The organism is Candidatus Hoaglandella endobia (assembly GCF_900044015.1).
GTDB classification, from domain to species: Bacteria; Pseudomonadota; Gammaproteobacteria; order Enterobacterales; family Enterobacteriaceae; genus Hoaglandella; species Hoaglandella endobia.
On sequence record NZ_LN999835.1, the window covers coordinates 241,008 to 265,616 of the forward strand.

Consider the following 24,609-nt stretch of genomic DNA (forward strand, 5'->3'; position numbering starts at 1 on the left):
TCATGCGTGCATTGCTGCCCTATTTGGCCCTTTATCGCTGCTACGGTGGACAAATCTTCCTTGGCATTCTTATGTCTATCGTCACGTTACTGGCCAGTATCGGACTGTTGGCTCTTTCCGGGTGGTTTCTTGCTAGCTCGGCGCTGGCAGGCGCAGCCGGACTTTATAGTTTTAATTACATATTACCCGCTGTTGGTGTGCGCGGCGCAGCAATTACCCGTACTGCCGCCCGCTGGGCGGAGCGAGTAATCAGCCATGACGCTACGTTCCGCATACTGCAACAGCTGCGGCTTTATACTTTTAGCCGTATTCTTCCTCTTTCTCCGGGAGGTATGGCACGTTTCCGTCAAGCAGAACTTTTAGACTGTCTGGTAAAAGATGTAGATACGCTAGATCATCTTTACTTACGGATATTATCACCGCTTTTAGGTGCTGTAGTGGTAACGCTTACCGTAAGCGCTGGCTTATACGTGATGGATACACGGCTGGGTTTAACGCTTTTTACTGTTATGCTGCTTATATTAGCGTTGATGCCTTCGCTATTTTATCGCATTGGTAAACAAATAGGCGAAGCGCTAACCGCGCTACGCGCCGATTATCGCCTTCAGCTTAATACTTGGCTGACCGGCAATGCAGAATTAACTATTTACGGTGCCGCTAAAATTTACCGCCACCGGTTAGATATAACAGAACAGCGCTGGCAACAGTATCAACGTCGGCAGGTAGAACTAACCACCGGCGCACAATGCATACTTACGGTACTTACTGGTCTGACCTTGACACTTGTTCTATGGCTAGCCGCCGATAGCAGGGGCGACAATAGTCATCCAGGCACGTTGATAGCACTGTTTGTCTTCACCACCATGGCAGCATTCGAGGCTCTGGTGCCAGTAGCGAGTGCTTTTCAACATTTGGGGCAGGTTATCTCCTCAGCTATACGGCTGAGTAGTCTAATAAAACAGCCGCCGGCAGTAAAGTTCCCCACTGAAGGTCCAGCACCAGCTGCAAGCGTCATGCTATGCGTCAGTAACGTCTGGTTTTACTATCAGCAACCGGCGGCGCCGGCTCTAAACGGCTTATCGCTGACAGTTGCCGCCGGCGAGCATATTGCCATCCTTGGCCATACCGGTAGCGGAAAATCAACGCTATTACAATTACTGACTCGCGCCTGGGATCCGCAAATAGGGGAAATTACGTTTAACGGGGTCCCCCTCCCGCAATGGGGCGAAAGTGCATTACGTGCTATGACCGCTGTAGTTCCTCAGCGCGTGCATATTTTTAGCGCTACCCTACGCGATAATCTTAGCCTGGCGCGATCAGCCGCCGATGATGCTCGGTTATGTGCAGTACTTAAGCAAGTAGGACTAGAAAAATTATTTGAGGGGGAAGGACTGAACGTCTGGCTGGGAGAAGGCGGCCGACAGCTTTCTGGAGGCGAACAGCGCCGAATAGGCATTGCTCGTGCCTTACTGCAAGCCGCTCCGCTGTTGCTGCTTGATGAGCCTACTGAGGGACTAGACGCTGTAACCGAAAAGCAAATACTTCATCTTCTGGCGACTATGGCTCACCGTAGCACGGTGATTATCGTGACACATCGGTTACGAGGATTGGAACGGTTAGATCGCATCTATATTATGGATCGCGGTACTTTTGTTGAACAAGGTAGCCATACGGCTCTTATGGCACAGCGCGGGCGCTATTATCATTATTATCGGCCTCTCCTAGAGAGGAATAGGCTATCCTAGATAGCAGTAATTACCACCGACAGATATTTTTTCTTATAATACTTGCAAACTAAGCAAACAGTCTGCTAGTTTTTGGTTGTAATATCTGCAGAAGTCTTTAGCTGCTTTGCTAATAAGCGGTTATTATTTTGGTAAGACTAGCCGCCTATGGTGTTCGACTCATCCTTGGGTAAGGAGTTTTATCAAACGCCTTAGGCGCTTGACGCCTATACGCAAGGGTACAAAATAACCAAAATACAAAAAGCCTATAACTGAAATTCAGCTCGCTATAGGCAGGCATCCCAGCTGTAGTTTTACTTATTAGAGGATTCGATGGCTAAAGAAGACAATATTGAAATGCAAGGTACCGTATTAGATACGCTACCTAATACTATATTTCGAGTGGAATTAGAAAACGGCTATATGGTTACCGCACATATTTCTGGTAAAATACGCAAAAATTACATCCGCATCCTGACGGGCGATAAAGTTACCGTTGAGCTAACTCCATATGACTTAAGTAAAGGTCGTATTGTCTTCCGCAGCCGTTAATTTTTTTTAGCTATTAGATGTCTTCTGTGATACTTATCAAGTAATAGATATTTTTTATGTCTAGTGCTGAGTAATAGCTACACCGCTACTTAACTTTGTGATGGTTTGTAAACTTAAGGGCTACCTACCAGCACGAAGACGTACTCCATAGCGCGATATATGTTGTGTATGATGATACCGGCGAAACGCTTTAAAACTTTTTAAATTGCCATCGCTGCGGTATTTAGGGTATATAAGCAATAAGCAACTAGTCATAACCAGTTGTCGCACCACCAATTGCTAGCTTGCCACTAGCGCTACAGGTCAAATGCAGGCAGCTATTAGTTATTTCTAGTTGTCGACAGTAATCGTATTTTTCACTAATTTTTTTTGTAAAAGTTCTGTTCCATTCAAAGGGAATAACTTGTTTATGTATATCAGTCTGTTACTGATTCTTATTCCACTCCTTGCTGGTTATATGTTACCACGCACGCCGTTATGCTGGCAACGAACAATCAACCTCGCCCTGAGCGCCATAGTATATGTTATTCTTTTTTTAATGGGCATTAGCCTAGCCTTTCTGCCCAACCTCGCCAGTAACCTGCTGCGTATCGGGGTTTATAGTACCGTCAGTGCCTTGTGTATTTTATCAATGAACTTATTAGCCCTATCACTGTTGGAAACCGTCTTACCTTGGCGAGGCTCGCATACACTTTCTTATTTTTCCCGCTGGGGGATGGTGCTTGATTCGCTGAAATTATGCTTCATGGTAGTAGCTGGCTTTATACTAGGCCTGTCTCATTGGTCCTGCTTGAACCTGGCTACTCAGGCCAGTGAACTACTACTTATCCTACTGCTGTGTCTGGTAGGGGTCCAGTTGCGCAATAGCGAGATGAAGCTCAGACAGATTATTCTCAATCGCCGCGGATTACTACTAACACTGATAGTGGCGATAAGCGCTTTAGCCGGGGGAGCAATGGCTGCATTACTGCTCGGTTTACCGCTTGCGACCGGGCTAGCCCTAGCTTCTGCTTATGGCTGGTATTCGCTATCAGGTATACTGATGACCGAGGCATTCGGCACTGTGATCGGCAGTACCGCTTTTTTCAACGATTTGCTACGTGAGCTGCTGGCTATTATACTGATTCCACTACTGATGCGGCGGTCGCACAATACAGCACTAGGATTATGCGGCGCTACCTCGATGGATTCCACCCTACCAGTATTGCAGCGTAGCGGTGGTATAGAAGTACTACCAGCCGCAATCGTGCAAGGTTTTTTACTCAGTGTACTAGCTCCCGTACTAATCGGCATTTTTTCATTTCATCTTAGCGGCTAGTCTTTATTGGCATATTAAAAACCTGCTGATAAACTGCGCGCGCTTTAGCTTTTTAGCTTTTTTCTGCAAAATAACGTCAACCTTACATAAGGCATCCGGTGCGTTGTTCTTTTTACCCTGCTTGTAGTTACGAGCCAATAATAATAAGAGGCTATCCAGTTAAATAAACAGGTCTTCTACCGCAACATAAAAGTATATTAATATACCAAGATGGCACGACGGTTTTTGGCATAAGTGATTTCATCCTGACCCAGGACAGCTGGTTTATCTTTACCGTAAGAGATGATAGCAATCTGCTCGGCAGAAATACCTTTACCCTGAAGATACATTTTCACAGCGTTGGCGCGGCGTTCGCCCAGGGCGATGTTATATTCTGGAGTACCACGTTCATCCGCATGTCCTTCAATAGTTACTTTTTTATCAGATAGGTTACTGCGTAGAAAATTGGCATGAGCATCCAACAGTTGAGAGAATTCTGATCTAATTACGGATTTATCTAAATCAAAGTAAACAATATTGTTGCGCTGAAGCTCCTGTATCTGCAGACTAGCCTGCTTATCAGACGATACATTATTACTTGTCAGGTCTATACTACTAGTGCCAGAACCGGCAGTAATAGAAGATTCTTCATAATTGTTTTTGTGAAAACTACATGCGGTAATCGCTATTACCGTAACTACTAACATCAAACCTTTAACCACGTTATTTAATTGCATCTCATATTCCTTTTATACATGCATTACAGAAAATTTAACCTGTACAAACGTGTTCGTTAATATCTTGACAGGTTATGTTACCAGATTAAGTTTAGCAATATGCTGAACACCGTTATTTTTGCTGAATATAATCATGAACTTACCGTTATAACTAACGTCCGCATCATCAATTGGTTAACTGATGTACTGATGTATGTTACTAGTGTCTAAGTCCATTACATCTAGGTTAGGTTTAGATTAGTGTTACCGGAGGTATTGATTAATTGATATGATATCATCATGTTTTAGTTTGTATCCCATCTACAATTAACTATACATCAATAAACAATCAAGCAGAGCTTGCTGAGCAACCATCTTACTCTATGGTAGTGACTAGATTATGCTAACGCAGTATTTCGTAAGGTGCCATAAAGTGCCGGGCCCACTGTTATTAACTCAGCGCTGCTCTGTAACTGCAGAGTTTACCACCGTGGTATCTTCAAAAAAATCAATGGTAAGCGCACTAATAATACCCCCAGTGCAAGCTAGCATAGTTCCTAAAATCCAGGCAAAATACCACATAGTTAATTTCCTTTCCTTGTTTTAGGGTTAGTACAGTGAATGGGTGTTTTGTTCAATATGCTCTTTGGTGATGCGACCAAACATTTTATAATAGCACCAGCTTGTGTAAAGCAACACGATCGGCATAAGCGTAATAGCGATTACCGTCATTACTTTCAGAGTACCGATACTTGAGGTAGCATCCCAAATTGTCAAGCTAGCATTTGGCATCTTGTTTGACGGCATAATAAACGGGAACATCGTGATACCTACAGTAAGAATCACGCAGGTCAATGTTAGCGAAGAGAAAATGAACGACAAAGCGTTGCGGCCTGTGCGACTAAAGAAAAAAGTTAATAACGGAAATAAGACCCCCAAAGCCGGTATAAGACCCAGTCTTGGGTGAGCATGATAGTTGACCATCCAGGCCCCGGCCCGATGCGCTACCTCTTTATGCAATAGATTAGATTCTGCGTTTCGATCGATGATTGAGATCACAGTAAAGCCATCTATGCCGTTAACGACCCAAATTACAGCTAATAGGAAAGTCAGTGTGGTAACTAGCGCAGTAATCTGTGTAATGTTGCGCATACGTACCTGCAACTGGTCGTCGGTACGCATTTGCAGGTAAGCGCCTCCCTGCATCAGGAACATTGACAAGCTGACAGTGCCAGCTAACAGGCCGAATGGATTCAACAATTGAAAAAAATTACCGGTGTAATAAAGGCGCAAATATTCATCTACATGAAACGGTACGCCTTGCAGGAGGTTACCAAAGGTAACCCCTATGATTATAGGTGAACAAAAACTGCCGATAAATATACCCCAGTCCCACATACGCCGCCAGCGGACATCCTCAATTTTCGAACGATAGTCAAACCCAACCGGACGGAAAAGCAGCGAAGCCAACACTATAATCATAGCGATATAAAATCCAGAAAACACCGCAGCATAAACCATCGGCCAAGCAGCGAATAAAGCTCCGCCCGCAGTAATAAGCCAAACTTGGTTACCATCCCAGTGCGGCGCTATAGTGTTTATCATGACTCTTCGCTCAACATTGTTGCGCCCGAACAGAAGCATCAGCATACCAACGCCCATATCAAACCCGTCGGTAACAGCGAAACCGATGAGCAGCACGCCTATCAGTACCCACCAAATAACACGTAATACCTCGTAATCAAACATGGTCAATCGCTCCAATCTTACTATTTGTGCTCACTGAACAGTAACTTGCTCAAAATGGTATTTACCAGTTTTTAGGCTACTCGGCCCTAGGCGCGCGAATTTAAACATCAAATACATCTCCGCTACTAAAAATAGCGTGTATAAACTGCAAATTAGCCCCATTGAAAATAGAATATCGCCGGCAGTCAGGATCGAGTTAGCAATAGACGTCGGTAATATTTCACCAATTGCCCAAGGTTGCCGGCCGTATTCGGCGATAAACCAGCCTGACTCAATAGCGATCCATGGCAACGGAATCGCATAAAGCATAGCACGATGTAGCCAGCGAGGCTGACCAATGCGGTTCTGCACTACTGTCCAGAAACAGGCAACAATCAGCAGTAACATTAACATACCGCAGCCCACCATAATACGGAAAGAGAAATACAGTGGTGCTACTCGCGGAATTGAATCGTAAGTTGCCTGTTGAATTTGCTGCTCGTTTGCCTGAACGATATTATCAGTGTGACGTTGAAGCAACAGCCCGTATCCAAGATCCTGCCTGTTGTTATTGAACGCTTCGCGCACTAACTGATCAGTACTACCTCTGCGTAACTGCTGCAGCAGACTGTAGGCCTTCATGCCGTTGCGGATGCGCACTTCGTGCTGTGTCATCAAGTCTTTCAGACCGATTACCTGACGATCGGTAGAACGGGTGGCTATGATCCCTAGCGCATAAGGGATACGTACCGCGAAATAATTGGTCTGATTTTCTTGGTTGGGTAGTCCAAATAAAGTCAATGAAGCTGGTGCAGGCTCGGTGTTCCATTCAGCCTCAATAGCAGCCAGTTTTGTTCTTTGCACATCGCCAATTTCATAACCGGATTCATCCCCCAAAACGATAACCGACAGCACCGCTGCTATACCAAAGGAGGCGGCAATAGCAAAAGAACGCTTAGCGAATGCGATATCGCGACCTTTAAGCAAATAATAAGAGCTGATACCGAGCACGAACATCGCGCCAGTACAGTATCCTGCAGCTACGGTATGCACAAATTTTACTTGCGCCACTGGATTTAATACTAGATCAGTGAAACGAACCATTTCCATGCGCATGGTTTCATAATTGAAATCCGATGCAATTGGGTTTTGCATCCAGCCGTTGGCGACCAAAATCCACAGTGCAGAAAGGTTAGAACCAAGCGCAACTAGCCAGGTGACAGCCATATGTTGGATTTTATTCAGGCGATCCCAGCCCAATAAGAATAGACCTACAAAGGTGGATTCGAGGAAGAAGGCCATTAAACCTTCAATAGCCAGCGGTGCCCCGAAGATATCGCCAACATAGAGAGAAAAATATGACCAGTTAGTACCGAATTGAAACTCCATAGTGAGACCAGTTGCTACGCCGAGGGCGAAGTTGATGGCAAATAATTTACCCCAAAACTTGGTCATATCCTTATAAATTTGTTTCCCTGAGAGAACATATACTGTTTCCATGATGGCTAGCAAAAAAGCCATACCAAGTGTCAGCGGCACAAATAAAAAATGATACATTGCTGTTAAAGCAAACTGTAATCGTGATAGTTCTACAACATCAAACATGATAACTCTCCTTGCTACTCGAAAGTAAGGATCTTACATATGCTGTTATGGTTATCCATCGCTTAGGTTAACTGCTTGGCTAAGCCAGGATTGACAATCAATTGGCTTAGTTTGGTAATCTACTTTTAAGCGCATCACCAATAGCTGATAGGCTACGCACGGTTTTAACTCCAGCAGCCTCTAGTGCAGCAAATTTTGCTTCTGCAGTACCCTTACCACCAGCGACAATCGCGCCGGCATGTCCCATACGTTTTCCCTTCGGCGCCGTGACACCAGCGATATAGCCAACAACTAACTTAGAAACATGATCCTTGATATAAGCAGCGGCTTCTTCTTCCGCGGTGCCGCCAATCTCACCGATCATAATGATCGCCTCAGTATGCGGATCCTCCTCAAAAAGTTTTAACATATCGATAAAGCTTGAGCCAGAGATGGGGTCACCGCCAATGCCTACGCAGCTAGACTGTCCTAGACCGTTATCCGTGGTTTGCTTGACCGCTTCATAGGTCAGAGTACCAGAACGCGAAATGATACCTACACTTCCTGGCTGGTGGATGTAGCCCGGCATAATACCTATTTTGCACTCTCCGGGCGTAATAACGCCCGGGCAATTTGGGCCGATCATGCGCGTCTTACTCTGCTCAAGCTTGGCTGTTACGTTGAGCATATCCAACGTTGGAATACCTTCGGTAATGCAGATAATCAGCTTAATACCAGCGTCGATTGCTTCTAGTATAGAGTCTTTGCCAAACTGCGCTGGCACGTAGATTACCGATGCCATTGCACCGGTTTTGTCTACCGCTTCGCTCATAGTATTAAAAACCGGCAAACCTAGATGCTTCGTACCGCCTTTCCCGGGGGTGACGCCGCCGACTATCTTAGTGCCGTAGGCCATTGCCTGTTCAGAATGGAAGGTACCCTGGCTGCCGGTAAAACCCTGGCAGATGACTTTAGTGTTTTTATTGATCAAAATAGACATTACTTACTCTCCACCATGGCGACAACTTGTTGTGCTGCGTCGGTCAGACTTTTAGCAGCAATAATATTTAAGCCGCTATCAGCTAAACTATTGGCCCCCAGCTCGGCATTATTACCTTCCAGTCGGACCACGACTGGAACGTTAACTCCGACCTTGGATACCGCGCCTATGATACCTTCAGCGATCAAATCGCAGCGAACTATACCGCCAAAAATATTTACTAGCACCGCTTTTACTTTTTTATCGGATAGAATAATTTTGAACGCTTCGGTCACACGTTCTTTGGTAGCACTACCGCCTACATCTAGGAAATTAGCCGGTTCTCCGCCGTGCAGTTTAACGATGTCCATGGTGCCCATCGCCAACCCGGCTCCATTGACCATACAACCGATATTTCCTTCCAGAGCCACATAATTAAATTTCCACTGAGTAGCATGCACTTCGCGTTCATCTTCCTGGCTGTAATCACGCATTTTACGCAATTCAGGCTGCCGAAACAGCGCATTGCTATCAGCACTCAATTTACTGTCTAGGCAAATCAGAGAGCCATCACCAGTAATGACTAACGGATTGATTTCCACCATAGTCAAATCACGCTCCAGGAATAGCTTCGCCAATCCCATAAAGATTTTACTAAACTGGCTTACCTGTTTGCCACTTAGGCCTAGTTTAAAAGCTAGATCACGGCCCTGATAAGGTTGTGGACCTGTCAGTGGATCCAGCGCCGACTTATGAAGAAGATGCGGTGTTTCTTCTGCCACCTTCTCAATTTCTATGCCGCCTTCAGTAGAAGCTATGAACACCACCTGGCGCTTACTACGATCAATGACCGCACCTAAATAAAGCTCCTTAGCGATATCGGTAGCTGCCTCTACCAAAATCTGATTGACAGGTTGTCCCATAGCGTCAGTTTGGTAAGTAACTAAACGTTTACCCAGCCACTGCTCGGCAAAAGCTTGGAGCTCTTCTTTAGATTTTACGATCTTTACGCCCCCGGATTTACCGCGACCGCCAGCGTGTACCTGACATTTTACTACCCAAGGGCTAGCGCCAATTTTCGAGGCGGACTCTTCTACTTCACGCAGCGTAGTGCAAGCATATCCTGTAGGAGTGGGCAGACCATATCGAGCAAGGAGCTGTTTCGCTTGATATTCATGTAAATTCATGATATTACTTCCATGTTGGTTGGGATCATCAGCGCCAGGTTGTGCCTGCTGGCTAAGGCACTAGTAACTGAACGCAGCCATTACGCACTATATTATAGTATATATCATCGTAACAGGCGATGTTTGGTCTTCCAGTATCTCTTTTAATGTCACCATGAAGATCAGATCACTGATTATTGGCCCTAGATGAGTCAAGGACAAGAACGTTGCTTGCCTTAACGACCTTGTATAGGCAATTAATTTACTGGCTAATCTATAAAATGAAACTAGAAATTAGCTATGCCTAGCATAATAGCTATAGCTATTATGCTATAATTAGGCTCATAAGGAACTACGGTATGGACACCGAGATACTTATGTAAAAATAATTGTGATACACCATATCTTCGCCGTCAATGTAGGCTTTCAACTTGCGTTGCTTATCTAGCTATTTAGGCAACATAGCTATTAGCGGACGGCGCACATCTATAGTTTGGAGATAATGTTCCATTCTATACGAGCAGAAGTGGGGGTAGCATAATGATGATTATGTTGCGTGACAGCAACTATAGCCATAGCCAGCCATAAAGATGGGATAGCAGTTGCACATGCACGATATTGTGGTTAAAGGGTATGACTACCTCTTCCTGTGTCGAGGATTTGTGCATGTATTAATATCTATTTATTATTAAGATATATAATTTGATCTTGTACAGTACAATAACGATACAAATAGTTTATTTCTATATACTTACTAGTCTTAGTGATATATACATACATAACGTAACATGTTGATGATGTTTTTTTGCTTACAAATAACTCTATTTGTTACATATTAACAATTAAATAAGCTTTAACTTCTTCAGATCACAAGGCCCATTCGTCCCAGATAAAATTATTAGTAAATATTATGTAATCAAGGTATCCCTTTCATTTATATCCCTATATTCTAATCTTAGAAATCTTCTAAGGAGAAGATAATGGCTGAAAGTAAAGTAACTTTTATTCCTGAGAACCAGTCGCCTATCGAAATGGATATATTAATAGGCACCATGGGTGAAAAAGAAATTGATATTCGCTGGCTAGGAAGCCAGGGATATTTCACCTTCGATCCTGGCTTTACTTCTACCGCCTCCTGTAAATCTAAAATCACTTATATCGACGGCAATCAAGGTATTCTGCTATATCGTGGTTTTCCTATCGAGCAACTGGCACTGGAGTCTAACTATCTAGAAGTCTGCTATATCCTGCTGAATAGCGAAGCCCCTACAAGTGAACAGTTTGAAGAGTTTCGCTCCATCGTCACGAGCCATACTATAATTCATGAGCAGATTACCCGCATGTTACAAGGTTTCAGCCGCGATTCTCATCCCATGGCAATTATGGGCGGATTTACCGGCGCGCTGGCGGCGTTTTATCATGATGCGCTAGACGTTAACGTCGCGCGCCACCGTGAAATAGCTGCGTTTCGCCTGCTATCTAAAATGCCGACTTTAGCCGCAATGTGCTATAAATACTCCCTCGGCCAACCTTTTATCTACCCGCAAAATAAGCTGTCTTATGCTGGTAATTTGCTTAACATGATGTTCGCAACACCGTGCGAACATTATGAGATTAACCCAGTACTGGAACGTGCCATGGACCGCATTCTTATTTTGCATGCCGATCATGAGCAGAATGCCTCCACATCTACCGTACGCACTGCTGGCTCATCGGGAGCTAATCCTTTTGCCTGTATTGCAGCTGGTATCACTGCGCTGTGGGGGAGCGCTCACGGCGGAGCAAATGAGGCATGTCTAAACATGCTTGAAGAGATTAATAAGGGAGAGGATATCCCCCGTTTTATCAAACGGGCCAAGGATAAGAATGATTCTTTCCGTCTGATGGGATTCGGCCACCGAGTGTATAAAAATTATGATCCACGTGCTACCATCCTGCGTGAAACCTGTCAGGAGGTTTTAAAAGAGCTGAAGCTATCGGATAAACTACTTGTAGTGGCCATGGAACTTGAGCATATCGTACTGTGTGATCCTTATTTTATCGAACGTAAACTGTATCCTAACGTGGATTTTTACTCAGGCATAATATTAAAGTCTATGGGGATTCCATCGAACATGTTCCCGGTGATTTTTGCCATAGCCCGTACAGTAGGCTGGATAGCGCACTGGAAAGAAATGCATGACGACGGTCTGAAGATAGCTCGACCGCGTCAGCTTTATACTGGTTATGCTCAGCGAAATTTTCATAGTCAAATTAAGTAATACCGCCCTGTAACTAGTCAGGTTATTTTTGGTGTAGTTCTATCTAAGCTAGAACTCTAGCGCTAAAGTTTCGTTTTTTCTTCCCAAGGAAAGAAAAAACGATATAGTACGTGTGATTCCATTAATTCACGCAGCGTCATGCAGACATGCTCCAATAACTGTTGGATTAAATCCGAACTGGTAAAGCAGCCTAATAACAAGTGGGGGCTTATCTACCCCCTAGTATTAGGGGGCGAGTATCAACAACTAGCCGCTCTATCAAATCTATATTTATTCTCTGCTATTAATCAGAATGATAGCCCAGATCTGTCAGGCTGGATTAGGAATATCAATAAAATTAACATCTAAATCATATTGTTTTGCAAGCCACTCGCCGAGTGCGCGTATACCGCCACGCTCGGTGGCATGATGTCCAGCAGCATAAAAATGCAATCCCCATTCACGCGCAGCGTGGCTAGTTTGTTCCGAAATTTCTCCGCTAATAAAAGCGTCCATTCCGGCCTCAGCTGCCAGCTCAATGAATCTCTGTCCTCCACCACAACACCAAGCTAGCCGTTTAATTTGCGCTGGGGCGTTGTCGCCACAATGAATAACACTACGCCCCAGCTTTTGTTCGAGGCGCTTTTGCAGAGCGTCTGCGCTCAGGGGAATATCAAGTTCGCCCTGAGTTATTAGCGGCTCCAGCACGCCTGTCACCTGAATAGCCAGCGCAGACGCGAGCTGGGCATTATTACCTAGCTCAGGATGAGCGTCCAGCGGCAGGTGCCAAGCGTAAAGATTTATATCGTGAGATAGTAAAGTTTTTAACCGCTGACGTTTGATCCCTCTAATCACCGCCAATTCATTTTTCCAAAAATAGCCGTGGTGGACTATTATCGCATCTGCGCCATGAGTCAGCGCGCTATCTAATATTGCTTGACAGGCCGTAACTCCGGTTATAATGCGCCGGACCTCATGTCTCCCTTCTACTTGCAGGCCGTTAGGCACATAGTCTTGTATCTCACTGCTATTAAGTTTCTGATTAATAATATATTCAAGTTCTGTATTCCGCATTTTGTAGTTTTTCTCGTCAAAGTTTATTTGGCACTTTGTACTTTAGATGCCTCATCAATAGGTAAATTCTATTGCTGGTAAGTAAAAGCGATAATAACGTGTTTCACGCCAATAACTTTACTGGTTAGTTCGGTCATGGCTTTACCTTCGGCTTTAGTGACAAGACCCAGCAGAAATACTTCACCGTTTTCCGTAGTGACTTTTATGTTAGAAAACTTGACCTCATCGCTAGCCAATAGTTGTAAAAGGATCTTAATGGTTAGCCAGATATCCCTGTATCTGCGTCCTAATGATAACGGCTGGCCCTGGCGGATTTCATTATACACTTCTATCGTTCCATCGATACCCAGAGCAATCAGCTTGGCGCGCTCTGCTAGTTCAGGGGTAGGGGCCTGGCCGGTCAGCAATACTTTTCCTTGATAGACTGTGTTGACGATGCGCGCATCTTTTTTCAATTGTTGATCTTTAGCCAAAGCGTTTGCCACCTTCATTTTGAGAATACTATCATCTACCTGCATGCCGACAGTGCGTGGATCGGTAGCAGTTTTAGTTACGACCACAGTGGTGCCGACAACCACTGCACCGACGCATCCTTGTAGCATCAGAACAGTAGTGTACATAAGTAATAATAGCGTATTAACCTTCATCTGGCTCCTTTGCATCTCCTGGATACGCGCGCTGTAATAAGATTAATAAGATAAGAAAAGCCGGCTAGCTCGCCGAATTCATATTCTAGTTAATAGCTAATAAGACATCTCCGTTCTGGCGAACGTTGGTGATCGCTGTTATTACAACGATCAGCATTCCATGCCAGCAGCCTTGGGCGCTCGATAAGGCGCCTTCCTTCTTTCTGACCACGCTCACCGCCGCGATTATTCAATTACTGAGCCGCTATCAATTGACCTTGCTGGTATTTCAACCATGATAACTTCCGATTGATCACGCAATTCGGCGTAGCTGCTGATAGTGTGCCAGTTTGGCCTTCTACCTGAAAGCCTGGAATTTGGCGCATTTCGCTGAAGTTATTGGCTATAATCCAGGCATCAATTCCCATGGCGTACAAACGCACCAATAAATAATTGCCGCGGCACTGAGCGCTGATCTGCGCCAGTAGCGCTGGATGAGTGCCCGTTAGTAACGGTATCTCACTAAATTCCAGTCCTTCCATCTCCAAACGGTAATCGGGTCCGGCATCGGCATAGCTACGCGAACTAGCGTATAAAGCAAGGCTTGCGTGTGCACTATTCATATCGATCATTGGTTTAATGAGCGCCAACTCATCTGGCGTAGCGATGATATACACTGCATCAATCTTACCTTCAGCTCTGCCTGAAGAAGAGACTGAACCGTCATTAGGAGTAGTCCGACCAGTTATAGTGACTGGCATACTGCCAGTAACCGGCAGGCCGGTTAATTGAATTCCGGCGCCGCTGTTGATACTCTGCTTGAGTTCGTTAGTTGACCCAATGCGCTGTGCTAACACCGTGCTGCCTCCAGCTTGATGCCAGGCATCAGTGAACGCTTTCGCTACCCGATCACCAAGATTGCCGCGTGGTAGCAGTAATAACGGCTGCTGCCTGCCATGCTGATGAATATGGTTAGCAGCGTCGCGTGCCTCATCTTCTGGCGCAAGAGCGAAGTAACAGATGTTAGGCCGTGGTTGTAGTTTTTCAGGATGATCGGGCTGATTAAGCGCCAGAATATTAAGCTTATCGACGAGCGCAGTGTCCGCGTTGTATAACTGCTCAACCTCATTTTTTAACAGCGGCCCAATAATCATGCGCGCACCGTTCTTTTTTGCCAGCGTGAGGATGGCTGGAATCGTCTGGCTGGTAGTGTCATAAACCTTGACTTGCACATTTCTGTCGGCTAGTGTTACGGGCAATTGGTTGGCAGTGCAGCAGGCGACCATAGCCTGCCCTCCAGTCACGGGAGCTGTTTCCATACTGTTGGTATTCACACTAGTCACCGGCATACCGCTATTTAGTAGATTGTTACCTGCGGCATCGGCGCCATGAGCTGGCCTGTTTAGCAGGGAGTTTATGCCCTCCTGCGCTGATATAAAACCCTGTTTAATGGCATTTGTGAACACTTTTTCATGTCCACTTAACGGCAGCAGCATAGCGATGTTTCCTACAGACAATGTCTGATAATTTTGTATCTGGCTAAGCGGGGTTGGCAGCGTTTTCGCCGCTGGGTTTTGCGGATAATGAGCTTTTTGCCAGTCTTTGATTGCTGTCTGCAAAAGGTTGGGATCTTGACGATTATTTAAATACAAACGAAGCAACTCAAGCCAGCCCTGTAACACATTCTCATCAGAGTTTATTCTGATGTTTTTTTGTTTGATCGGCAGTAACAGCAAGGTTTGCCAAGTTTTATCGATATTTTTCTGGTGTGTAACACCTTCTTTTTTAAGCAGTTGCTCTTGGCTAATATAAGCACGTACTAAATCCAGCGAAGGCTTACTTTGGCCAGCATTTATTATTTGACTATAGCGCAGGCGTTGTTCCTCGTCAAGACAGGCTTTATCGACTTGCTGCAGAGCGGCGGCAGTTATTTCAGGAGTAGGCAGTACTTTCTGACTTTCTGGACCCGGGCCTGTACAGGCCATTAGGATTAATGTAATAAGTAGGACGTAACTAGCGCGTCTTCTTTTTTTAAGACATCTTATATAAGAGAACAGCATACTGTATTTATTGATCTGTTTTAAAATGGCCGATATTACCGATTGATCATCGATCATACGGATGAGACAATAAATTATACATTAACTAACTGATAGTTCTGTATCAACTTATGATGTGGTACTGACTTTACTTTAAAACATAACCTTCATCCCGGTACAATCTATTCGCGCTATACGACTAAGCTGATAAACAGAAAAAGTGGGCTTCTCTTTCTCGCCACAACACACTACTGTAAGTATAATAAAGTAAAGCTAAAGTAGCACACTAGTTTTCGATACTGGCATAATCAAGCCGGTTTACTCTCTGATCGTTCCTGTTAAGAAAATTTGCTAACGAAGAAACGTAAAGAGCAGGATAATAATTAACTGCAGGTTTTGGCGTAGCGTCAGAGACACGCACGCTAACGCTAAACGCTGTTTGATAAACAAACTACATTTCTAAAGAGTAGGTGACAATAGCTAGAAAAGTGTTTACACTCCCCGTGGAGTTGACTAGACAGTCGCCGCTTCGCTAGATAAAAGAAGCGTAGGGGAGGAAAGTCCGGGCTCCATAGGGCAGGGTGCCAGGTAATTCCTGGGGGGTGCAAACCCACGACTAGTGCAACAGAAAGCAAACCGCCGATGGCCCGAACTAGTGGGATCAGGTAAGGGTGAAAGGGTGCGGTAAAAGCGCACCGCGCAGCTGGGAACAGTTTGTGGCATGGTAAACTCCACCTGGAGCAAGGCTAAATAGAGGTTCACATGGTACGGCCCGTACTGAACTCGGGTAGGCTGCTTGAGCCATTGCGCGAGCGATGGCCTAGATGAATGACTGTCCACGACAGAACCCGGCTTAACGGTCAACTCCACTATTTTCTTTTTGTGCTTACTACTCTACTAACTACTAGTTAGATAGAGCGTTATGATTAGGTTAGCGCCTAATAGGCAATATTAATAAGTGATTAAAATTTTTCAGCTTCTATTATTTGAGTGTGTATATAGTGTTTATATGGATAAATGGATAAATAGCTTATCGTTCATTGTTTATATCATAGTACTGTTTGCGACGCCAAACCATCACTAGCGAACTGATAAGCCCAATAGTCAGAAGCGCTAACGGCAGCAGCATAACACAGAGCATAACCTCCTCTTCGTAACGCTGAAGCAACGGCATTTTGCCTAGGCTAAAACCTAATAGTGTTAAAATAAACACCCATAAAAAAGCGCTAATCCAATTAAAAAAGTGAAATCGTAAATTTTTTAGATCTGATAGCCCGACAATTGTCGGCAACAGCGTACGGACAAAAGCGATGAACCGGCCGATAAGCAGTGCCGAGAGCCCGTGGCGGTGAAACATTTTAAAAGCCTGCTGGTGATAATGCGCAGGCAAGTGTTCCAGCCATCTTTTCACCCAACGGTTGTTTTTCAACCATTTACCTTGTAGGTAGCTAACCCAACTGCCTAGGCTAGCAGCTACGGTTAGTAGCAAGAGCACAAGAGAGAAATTCAGCGTACCTTTAGCGATTAACATGCCTAGTAATATCAGTAAACTATCGCCAGGTAAAAAGGCTGTAGGTAATAAGCTATTTTCGAAAAATAAGATGAAAAACACCACTAAATAAATAGTCCAGACCAGGCGAAGATCTGAAAGTGTTTTAAAATCTTGTTGCCAAAGAGCATGCAACAGCTCTTTAAATATGTTCATTAAAGCTATTTTAAGCATTATATAATTCTCAATATCATTCTTAATTATTAAGAACGGTGCGTCATGCAGCTTACAGCAGCTGCTGCATATAAATGGTTTGGACGCGGAAAATTGTATAGCAGTGCTAAATATCACCTGTTCGCTGTAGTTCCTAATCGTAGTTCCTAATCTTCGCTGACCAGGATATTTTATTACTTATTCAGCGTCGGGCTTATTAGTATGGCTAATATCTAATATTAGTAGCAGTAACTACTACGATAGAGTAATGTTAGATAGTAGTTTTAGAAGAGAGCTATGTTTTAATTAACAAACATGATTACTCACAATGTTGCATGAGTTTGGAACTCATGCAACATTGTGAGTAATCATTATCAGTGTAAATAGATAATTTAAAATTATTTTAGGAACTACAACAAGTTAAGAAGTCTATTGGTATTTAATTAGCTAAATTTATTAACCAGTTTAAGGGTGTCCCCGACAGGAATTGAACCTGTAACTAGCCCTTAGGAGAGGCTTGTTATATCCATTTAACTACGGAGACTATTCACATAAAAGAATATTTATAGCCTATTGAGGCAAATAAATCAATAATAGTTAACATATTTACTCAATTCATGATAAACATCATCTATATTTTAGTCGAAAGCGCGACATAACCATGTTATCGGGAATGATTAAGGAATAATCAAGATTAATTAGCTGCTTACTTGGCGGGGGCATAAAAATTTATAATGGAGCTTGATAATGAATTTTCGCCTGTCAGGTGTGGCTTTTGCCAGCGTCCTTCTTATAGGATGCATAAGTAATCACAATCAGGACGACCAAGGACAGTGTGATCCTTTAGAAGGATTTAACCGCAGCATGTTTGACTTCAATTATAACGTATTAGACCCCTATATAGTTCGGCCAGCGGCGTTAGTGTGGCGGGATTATGCGCTCAAACCGTTACGTAACGGTTTGAGCAACTTTTTTACCAACTTGGAAGAGCCAGCAACGATGGTCAACTACTTGCTCGAAGGTAAGTCCTACAAAGCGATGGTCCATTTTAACCGCTTTTTCCTTAATACGTTACTAGGTATGGGGGGGTTGATTGATGTTGCTTCGATGGCTAATGCGAAGTTAGCGAAAGAGGAATCACGGCGTTTTGGTAGTATATTAGGTAATTACGGTGTAGGCTATGGTACTTATCTTCAATTGCCTGGTTACGGTAGTTTTACTCCACGTGAAAATGTGGGAGGTCTGGTAGACGATCTCTACCCGATGTTGAGCTATCTGACTTGGTGGATGTCTATCAGTAAGTGGGTACTAGAGGGGCTAGAAACCCGCGCTCAACTGTTAGACTCCGACGGTCTGCTGCGCAACTCGAAAGATCCTTATTCAATGATACGCACTGCTTATTTCCAACGACATGAATTCCTCATTAGCGATGGCGTATTGCCGCTACAGAAAACCCTCAATGCTGCTGAGGATATTAAGGGAGATTTACAATCTATAGACATGTAATAAGTAATATAAGTAATAATCGCACGCTAGGCATGAAATGCCTTTCATGAAGTTAATTTTCCAAATATCTTTTCAAGTAGCGAGTGCATCGTATTTAAAAGTAGATGAGCGCTCCCAAAGCGGAGTATTATTAGTACAAAGCATTTTAGCCAGATACAAGTTGTGATGCAGTGCTGCTGTACCATTTATGGAGCAGATTTTCACAGCCTTCTGGCGTATGTTATCCCTACAACAACGGTGCCTTATGCAAGTTTTAATTATGCGGCATGGCGATGCTATTGCTAATATCACAAGTAGTGATGATACGGAACGCTCCTTGTCCGATCGGGGTCGTAATGAATCCAGGCTAATGGCGTGCTGGCTTAGTGGCCAGGTTGCCAAAATCGAGCAGGTATTAGTCAGTCCTTATCTGCGTGCTAGACAGACGCTTGATTGCCTGCAGAAGAATTTGGTGCTACCGGACAAGCATGAAGTATTACTGGAACTAATGCCGGCTGGGAATGCTAAGCTGGTATGCTATTATCTCCAGGCACTAGCTAATAAAGGCTTAAACCAGGTATTGGTAGTCTCTCACCTACCGGTGGTGGGGTATCTAGTAGCAGATTTATGCCATAAGCAACCACCGATGTTCGCTACTGCATCCGTAGCTTGCGTCTATTTAGACGCTTTTAGCGGTAATGGCCAGCTGTGCTGGCAGGTAGGGCCACAGCTTTTATCTCAAGTTTGAATGGCCGCTGGCTGCATCGACAGTCGAAATAATGTTCGCGCTGACAGAAAAGACAATAAGTTACAGCAAGATCTCAATAGTAAGCGACCATGCCGTAGCGCCGCTATATGAAGCAAACGGTACGAACCGGATAGATTATAGATTAAGGTGTTGTAAGCGTCACTACCGGCGCAATGCTATCGACACGATAGCTAGGGTATCGAGCGCAATAGTATGAGATGAGAGGCAGGTACGCAGGTTTCGGCATACTATAAGAAGGGTCGTGGTCGAAAAAATGAATCTACCTATCAGCCTGAGCGAATCTTTATTCGCTCAACTTGAGGCCAAACTAGCTAGCCCATGCACCGATGAGTCTCAAAACCTTGATAGCCAAGATAGAGCACATAGTATCCATGGTCCAAAGTAGGACGGTAAACTACCGCCTTAGCGCCTGAACGATAAAATTATGCATTTGATTTATGCCCTGAAATAAATAGGTATTTTAAAGGTTATTTTTTTACTTTACTACTAGTTCTTCATTAGAAGTTATTATATATGCTCTAGCTGTCAGCGATAACACTTATCATTATTGTCATGAGGGTGCTGATTGCTATGTCAGAACATAGTATAAGCACACCCTCAATATTTGGAGGTTTACCGGTACAAAGAACATGATTCTAACTGCCTAGTAAATCCTAGCTAACAAAATGCAAACACTGCAGTCTCAGAAAATTGATGCCGATGCTCAAAGCAGTCTTAGCTAGATTATTAACAACGGACACTAATGGCACACCTAATCGTCTAGTAAGACCTGAATCTTACAAACAGATAATAGCTCTTGTCACTAAAACATTTACTTTATATAAGTAACCATCAATGTGGATATTGGGATAGAAGACAAGTGTAACCTATTCATTCTAATAGTAAGATTACTAGGTTCAATAAATTGACATGTAATTAGGACCATGGGCACTGCGTGGTATAAATTTTGCTAATATCAGTTCATCTGACTTGTTCAGCTTACATCTGTAATCTAAAGTGCGTAACTAAATATTCAATACTATTATTATAAGAGGTATTAAATGAAACGTGCTGTGATTACAGGCTTAGGGATTTTATCAAGTATTGGTAATGACCAAAAAGAAGTCTTACCTTCATTGCAACAAGGCCGCTCTGGAATTACTTTTTCCCAAGAATTGAAAGATTCTGGTATGCGCAGCCATGTATGGGGCAATGTCAAACTAGATACTACCGGGCTAATTGATCGCAAAATGGCGCGCTTTATGAGTGATGCCTCCATTTATGCCTATCTTGCTATGGAGCAGGCAATCACCGATTCCAGGCTCACACCAGACATGGTCTCGAACGATCGCACTGGCCTTATCGTCGGTTCTGGAGGCGGCTCGCCGCGCAACCAGGTTGCCGGTTCGGACGGCATGCGAGCCCGTGGTCTACGTGGTGTAGGGCCTTACATGGTGACTAAAGCGATGGCTTCTGGCGTGTCAGCATGTTTAGCAACGCCTTTTAAGATTCGTGGTGTTAACTATTCCATTAGCTCCGCATGTTCGACTTCTGCCCATTGTATCGGTAATGCAGTAGAAATGATCCAGCTTGGTAAACAAGATGTGGTATTCGCTGGAGGTGGTGAAGAACTATGTTGGGAAATGGCCTGTGAATTCGATGCCATGGGAGCATTATCCACCCGCTATAATAAAACGCCGGAAAGAGCCTCGCGGACTTACGACGTCAAACGCGATGGTTTCGTTATTGCTGGCGGTGGTGGTATCGTTGTAGTAGAAGAGTTAGAACATGCGCTTGCCCGTAGTTCTCATATTTATGCTGAAATTATCGGTTATGGTGCTACTTCAGACGGCGCTGATATGGTAGCGCCGTCTGGAGAAGGAGCGATTCGCTGCATGCAGATGGCACTTAAAAATGTAGATACGCCGGTAGATTATCTTAACGTTCACGGCACTTCTACACCGGTCGGTGATGTAAAAGAACTGTGGGCCATTAGAGAAACTTTTGGCAACCAACACCCATCATTTTCCTCTACTAAAGCGATGACCGGCCACTCACTGGGCGCGGCGGGCGTCCATGAAACTATTTTCACGCTATTGATGCTAGAACACAATTTCATTGCCCCAAGTATTAATATAGAAGAGCTGGATCCGCAAGCAGCAGGCATGAATATCATTACCGAGCCAACCCAGCGAGCACTGAATACCGTGATGAGCAATAGCTTTGGTTTCGGCGGTACGAATACGACCCTCGTGATGCGTAAGTATAGCTAAACTTAATCTAAGCTTAAATTAGCTGCATTTGCTTCATGTTTTTTAAAAAACAATTACTGTATGTTACCTACCGTAGTAGCCGATAGATTGTGTCTAATCTTGGGATAGAAGAGCCGCTGATTTGGTGCCATGAGTTAATTACTAGATGCTGACTTACTATCCTATAGTAACCGCAATCGTAATACTACCGTAATAACAACTTAAGATCTGCTAATCAGTCAGTTATTTATAGCAGCTAATTAAGTTGCTGTTAGTTGCTGTGTACGCTTTTGCTGACTCTGCTGACGGAGCAGTCGGGCTTGATGCAGCACAGAACACACCGCCTAGGGTAGAAAAAGTGCGCATATTCTATGATAGAACCGAGGAGCATCTAATGCTTCCTCCTAGCGAGGAACATGAAACTTGGAAAAGATTACTCTATTAAGACACCGATGTAAGACTTTTCTGGGGACGTCGTTTAGGATCTACGTTCTGGTTGGGGACGAGCAACGTGCTTTTTTTTGAGCACGTTGCTAATGCAATGGCCAAGACTAGTTGATGTTTACTGAGCAAACAGCTTTTCTTGAGGTAGACCACTCCTTACCGTCGTTAGCTAATAATGGTGGGCTAAAGTTGGCGCTTGGAATAGAATATGACGGTAGTGCTTACTATGGCTGGCAACGCCAACAGGAGGTGCCAAGCGTGCAAGAACATCTGGAACACGCTCTATCAACGGTCGCTAGTGAACCGGTAACGGTATTTTGTGCTGGGCGTACCGATGCTGGCGTGCATGCCCTGAACCAGGTGGTACATTTTGAGACCAGCGCGCGCCGGCCTGACGCTGCCTGGACTTTCGGTGTCAATGCTCACCTGCCGGCAGATATTGCCGTGTGCTGGGTGAGACCAGTAGCAGACGATTTTCATGCGAGGTTCAGCGCTACCACTCGCCGCTATTGCTATATGATCTATAACCACAGTTTGCGCCCAGCAATATTTTTTCGTGGATTGACCCATTATTACCATCCACTGGATGCGCAAAACATGGCACAAGCTGGCCAGTATTTGCTGGGAGAAAACGATTTCACCTCTTTTCGAGCCCTAAAGTGCCAGTCGCGTACTCCCTGGCGTAATGTGCACCATCTACGCGTTACGCGCCACGGGCGCTATATTGTAGTAGATATCAAAGCGAATGCTTTCGTTCATCATATGGTTCGTAATATTGTAGGTAGTCTGCTTGAGGTGGGATGCGGCAATCAGCCAGCAGCATGGATTGCTGAGCTACTGAAGCTGCGAGACCGTAACCTGGCCAGTGCAACCGCACCGGCGACTGGGCTTTACCTGGTAGAGGTGAACTACCCGGCACGTTTTGGACTTCCTGCGCCACTAGTTAGACCTTTATTTCTGGTGGATTAACCGTAATTTTTTAGGTCTTGGCTAGTGTTACCGTAAAAATTAAATAGAATATATAAAATTAATCAATGATTTTTTTTAAATGGCAGATATTGCCTGGCCTGTTTGTTTCTTACTTTATGCCGTTAGTCTACTAATACTCAGTTACATAGTTTGCAATGCAAACAGCTCTTTTACTTGTAAAATATGTTGCTATTTGTACGACGTGTATACGTACCTTCGCCATTCGCGTTGCGAATAAGTAATAAAATAAAATATGAGCTGGATTGAACGAATTCTCAATAAGAAGACTATAACAACGGCGCATCGAGCGAATATCCCTGAGGGCGTATGGACAAAATGTGCTAACTGTAGCCAGGTGCTGTATCGCGCAGAACTAGAACGTAATCTGGAAGTTTGTCCCAAATGCGACCACCATATGCATATGACCGCGCGCGCGCGCCTACAAGCTTTCCTGGACAAAGGAAGCGAGTTAGAACTAGCTAGTGAGCTAGAGCCAAAAGATATTCTGAAATTCATGGACTCAAAAAAATACAAGGATCGTCTGGCAGCTGCCCAGAAAGCCACCAATGAGAAAGATGCGCTGCTGGTTATGAAAGGGAAGCTATATGGCATGCCTATAGTGGCAGCGTCTTTTGAATTCGCCTTTATCGGCGGGTCGATGTCCTCAGTAGTTGGCGCGCGCTTTGTGCGTGCGGTGGAGCAGGCGCTGGAAGATTACTGTCCTCTGGTTTGCTTTTCCGCTAGCGGAGGTGCCCGCATGCAGGAGGCATTGATGTCGTTGATGCAGATGGCCAAGACTAGTGCCGCACTGGCCAGACTACGCAACCAGCGTTTACCCTATATTTCGGTGCTGACCGATCCTACCATGGGCGGCGTTTCTGCAAGCCTAGCAATGTTGGGAGATCTTAATGTCGCCGAGCCGAAAGCGTTGATAGGCTTCGCTGGTTCGCGAGTGATTGAACAGACTGTGCGAGAAAAATTGCCGGACGGATTTCAGCGCAGCGAATTCCTCCTGGAAAAAGGCGCTATTGATCTCATTATACGCCGGCCGGAGATGCGCCGGCGTCTAGCATGTATTCTGGCAAAGCTGACTAACCAACCGCAGCCGCAAGACAACTGACCAACTTAATCATCGCGGTTGGTCGGCTAGATGCTACCAATATAGTCAACGCCGATATTGCCGTTATTACCAGCATTGCCCTTGATGGACACCGCGCGAGCATCGTAGGCCGGCGGTAGTTGGCGAGCCAGATTGGCCGGAGAGACCCCTTGCCTCATCCGCGG

21 protein-coding genes, 1 tRNA gene, 1 other RNA gene and 2 pseudogenes are annotated in these 24,609 nt (G+C 44.6%); 12 read left to right on the plus strand and 13 right to left on the minus strand.

Going from position 1 to position 24,609, the window contains the following annotated elements:
* Positions 1–2 precede the first annotated feature (2 nt).
* The 3 genes from cydC to A4A70_RS01205 all read left to right on the plus strand — a co-directional run bounded on the left by cydC (position 3) and on the right by A4A70_RS01205 (position 3,594).
* A complete protein-coding gene (gene cydC / locus A4A70_RS01195; RefSeq protein WP_067567730.1) occupies positions 3–1,745 on the plus strand; it encodes a heme ABC transporter ATP-binding protein/permease CydC in 1,743 nt (580 codons plus the stop codon).
* A gap of 312 nt (positions 1,746–2,057) precedes the next feature.
* Positions 2,058–2,276 carry a translation initiation factor IF-1 gene (gene infA / locus A4A70_RS01200; protein ID WP_067567732.1) on the plus strand — a complete coding sequence of 73 codons (219 nt, stop codon included), beginning with the start codon at positions 2,058–2,060 and terminating at the stop codon, positions 2,274–2,276.
* 409 nt (positions 2,277–2,685) lie between these two features.
* Positions 2,686–3,594 carry a lysine exporter LysO family protein gene (locus A4A70_RS01205; protein ID WP_067567734.1) on the plus strand — a complete coding sequence of 303 codons (909 nt, stop codon included), beginning with the start codon at positions 2,686–2,688 and terminating at the stop codon, positions 3,592–3,594.
* Between the two features lie 197 nt (positions 3,595–3,791).
* Here A4A70_RS01205 and pal read toward each other — a convergent pair whose 3' ends face one another.
* The 7 genes and pseudogenes from pal to sucC all read right to left on the minus strand — a co-directional run bounded on the left by pal (position 3,792) and on the right by sucC (position 9,767).
* Positions 3,792–4,310 (minus strand): peptidoglycan-associated lipoprotein Pal, encoded by a 519-nt coding sequence (gene pal / locus A4A70_RS01210; RefSeq protein ID WP_067567736.1) that lies wholly within the window; start codon positions 4,308–4,310, stop codon positions 3,792–3,794.
* 75 nt (positions 4,311–4,385) lie between these two features.
* Positions 4,386–4,475: pseudogene (locus A4A70_RS02975) on the minus strand (hypothetical protein); the annotation flags it as partial.
* 270 nt (positions 4,476–4,745) lie between these two features.
* Positions 4,746–4,871 (minus strand): cytochrome bd-I oxidase subunit CydX, encoded by a 126-nt coding sequence (gene cydX, locus A4A70_RS01215; protein WP_067567738.1) that lies wholly within the window; start codon positions 4,869–4,871, stop codon positions 4,746–4,748.
* 27 nt (positions 4,872–4,898) lie between these two features.
* Complete coding sequence (gene cydB / locus A4A70_RS01220; RefSeq protein ID WP_067567740.1) at positions 4,899–6,038, minus strand: cytochrome d ubiquinol oxidase subunit II; 1,140 nt, start codon at positions 6,036–6,038, stop codon at positions 4,899–4,901.
* A 30-nt stretch (positions 6,039–6,068) separates the two neighbouring features.
* Complete coding sequence (cydA, locus tag A4A70_RS01225; RefSeq protein WP_067567742.1) at positions 6,069–7,622, minus strand: cytochrome ubiquinol oxidase subunit I; 1,554 nt, start codon at positions 7,620–7,622, stop codon at positions 6,069–6,071.
* 106 nt (positions 7,623–7,728) lie between these two features.
* Positions 7,729–8,601: a succinate--CoA ligase subunit alpha gene (sucD, locus tag A4A70_RS01230; RefSeq protein ID WP_067567744.1), complete on the minus strand. Its 873-nt coding sequence runs from the start codon at positions 8,599–8,601 to the stop codon at positions 7,729–7,731.
* Positions 8,601–9,767, minus strand: a complete 1,167-nt coding sequence (sucC, locus tag A4A70_RS01235) for an ADP-forming succinate--CoA ligase subunit beta (protein ID WP_067567746.1) — start codon at positions 9,765–9,767, stop codon at positions 8,601–8,603. The genes sucD and sucC overlap by 1 nt, the downstream gene beginning before the upstream one ends.
* Before the next feature lie 959 nt (positions 9,768–10,726).
* On the opposite strand from sucC, the gene A4A70_RS01240 reads away from it, so the two are divergent.
* Complete coding sequence (locus A4A70_RS01240) at positions 10,727–12,007, plus strand: citrate synthase (protein WP_067567748.1); 1,281 nt, start codon at positions 10,727–10,729, stop codon at positions 12,005–12,007.
* Positions 12,008–12,316: 309 nt separating this feature from the next.
* On the opposite strand, the gene A4A70_RS01245 is transcribed toward A4A70_RS01240, so the two are convergent.
* The 4 genes from A4A70_RS01245 to A4A70_RS01255 all read right to left on the minus strand — a co-directional run bounded on the left by A4A70_RS01245 (position 12,317) and on the right by A4A70_RS01255 (position 15,671).
* Positions 12,317–13,060, minus strand: a complete 744-nt coding sequence (locus A4A70_RS01245) for a type 2 GTP cyclohydrolase I (RefSeq protein WP_067567750.1) — start codon at positions 13,058–13,060, stop codon at positions 12,317–12,319.
* Between the two features lie 68 nt (positions 13,061–13,128).
* On the minus strand, positions 13,129–13,707 hold the full coding sequence (gene dolP / locus A4A70_RS01250; RefSeq protein ID WP_067567752.1) for a division/outer membrane stress-associated lipid-binding lipoprotein: 579 nt from the start codon (positions 13,705–13,707) through the stop codon (positions 13,129–13,131).
* Between the two features lie 89 nt (positions 13,708–13,796).
* On the minus strand, positions 13,797–13,940 hold the full coding sequence (locus A4A70_RS02925) for a hypothetical protein (RefSeq protein WP_158648191.1): 144 nt from the start codon (positions 13,938–13,940) through the stop codon (positions 13,797–13,799).
* Positions 13,941–15,671, minus strand: coding sequence for a penicillin-binding protein activator (locus A4A70_RS01255; protein ID WP_070097371.1), 1,731 nt, complete (start codon positions 15,669–15,671; stop codon positions 13,941–13,943). It abuts the gene before it with no gap.
* 559 nt (positions 15,672–16,230) lie between these two features.
* Here A4A70_RS01255 and rnpB point away from each other — a divergent pair.
* Positions 16,231–16,597: RNase P RNA component class A (gene rnpB / locus A4A70_RS01260), an RNA gene on the plus strand.
* 158 nt (positions 16,598–16,755) lie between these two features.
* Here the strand turns inward: rnpB and A4A70_RS01265 are convergent.
* Positions 16,756–17,430, minus strand: coding sequence for a DedA family protein (locus A4A70_RS01265; protein WP_067568275.1), 675 nt, complete (start codon positions 17,428–17,430; stop codon positions 16,756–16,758).
* 469 nt (positions 17,431–17,899) lie between these two features.
* Positions 17,900–17,971 (minus strand) — tRNA-Arg (locus tag A4A70_RS01270).
* 203 nt (positions 17,972–18,174) lie between these two features.
* On the opposite strand from A4A70_RS01270, the gene mlaA reads away from it, so the two are divergent.
* From mlaA to A4A70_RS02980, 7 genes and pseudogenes are all read left to right on the plus strand, one after another.
* Entirely contained in the window at positions 18,175–18,933 is a 759-nt protein-coding gene (gene mlaA, locus A4A70_RS01275; protein ID WP_067567754.1) for a phospholipid-binding lipoprotein MlaA, read from the plus strand.
* 244 nt (positions 18,934–19,177) lie between these two features.
* Positions 19,178–19,660, plus strand: coding sequence for a phosphohistidine phosphatase SixA (gene sixA, locus A4A70_RS01280; RefSeq protein ID WP_067568277.1), 483 nt, complete (start codon positions 19,178–19,180; stop codon positions 19,658–19,660).
* Positions 19,661–19,922: 262 nt separating this feature from the next.
* Complete coding sequence (locus A4A70_RS02930) at positions 19,923–20,066, plus strand: hypothetical protein (protein WP_158648192.1); 144 nt, start codon at positions 19,923–19,925, stop codon at positions 20,064–20,066.
* Between the two features lie 655 nt (positions 20,067–20,721).
* Positions 20,722–21,933 carry a beta-ketoacyl-ACP synthase I gene (fabB, locus tag A4A70_RS01285; RefSeq protein WP_067567756.1) on the plus strand — a complete coding sequence of 404 codons (1,212 nt, stop codon included), beginning with the start codon at positions 20,722–20,724 and terminating at the stop codon, positions 21,931–21,933.
* Positions 21,934–22,470: 537 nt separating this feature from the next.
* Positions 22,471–23,325 carry a tRNA pseudouridine(38-40) synthase TruA gene (gene truA, locus A4A70_RS01295; RefSeq protein ID WP_082798869.1) on the plus strand — a complete coding sequence of 285 codons (855 nt, stop codon included), beginning with the start codon at positions 22,471–22,473 and terminating at the stop codon, positions 23,323–23,325.
* A gap of 253 nt (positions 23,326–23,578) precedes the next feature.
* Positions 23,579–24,445: an acetyl-CoA carboxylase, carboxyltransferase subunit beta gene (gene accD / locus A4A70_RS01300; protein ID WP_067567761.1), complete on the plus strand. Its 867-nt coding sequence runs from the start codon at positions 23,579–23,581 to the stop codon at positions 24,443–24,445.
* A gap of 20 nt (positions 24,446–24,465) precedes the next feature.
* A pseudogene (locus A4A70_RS02980) lies at positions 24,466–24,531 on the plus strand (hypothetical protein); the annotation flags it as partial.
* Between the last annotated feature and the right edge of the window lie 78 nt (positions 24,532–24,609).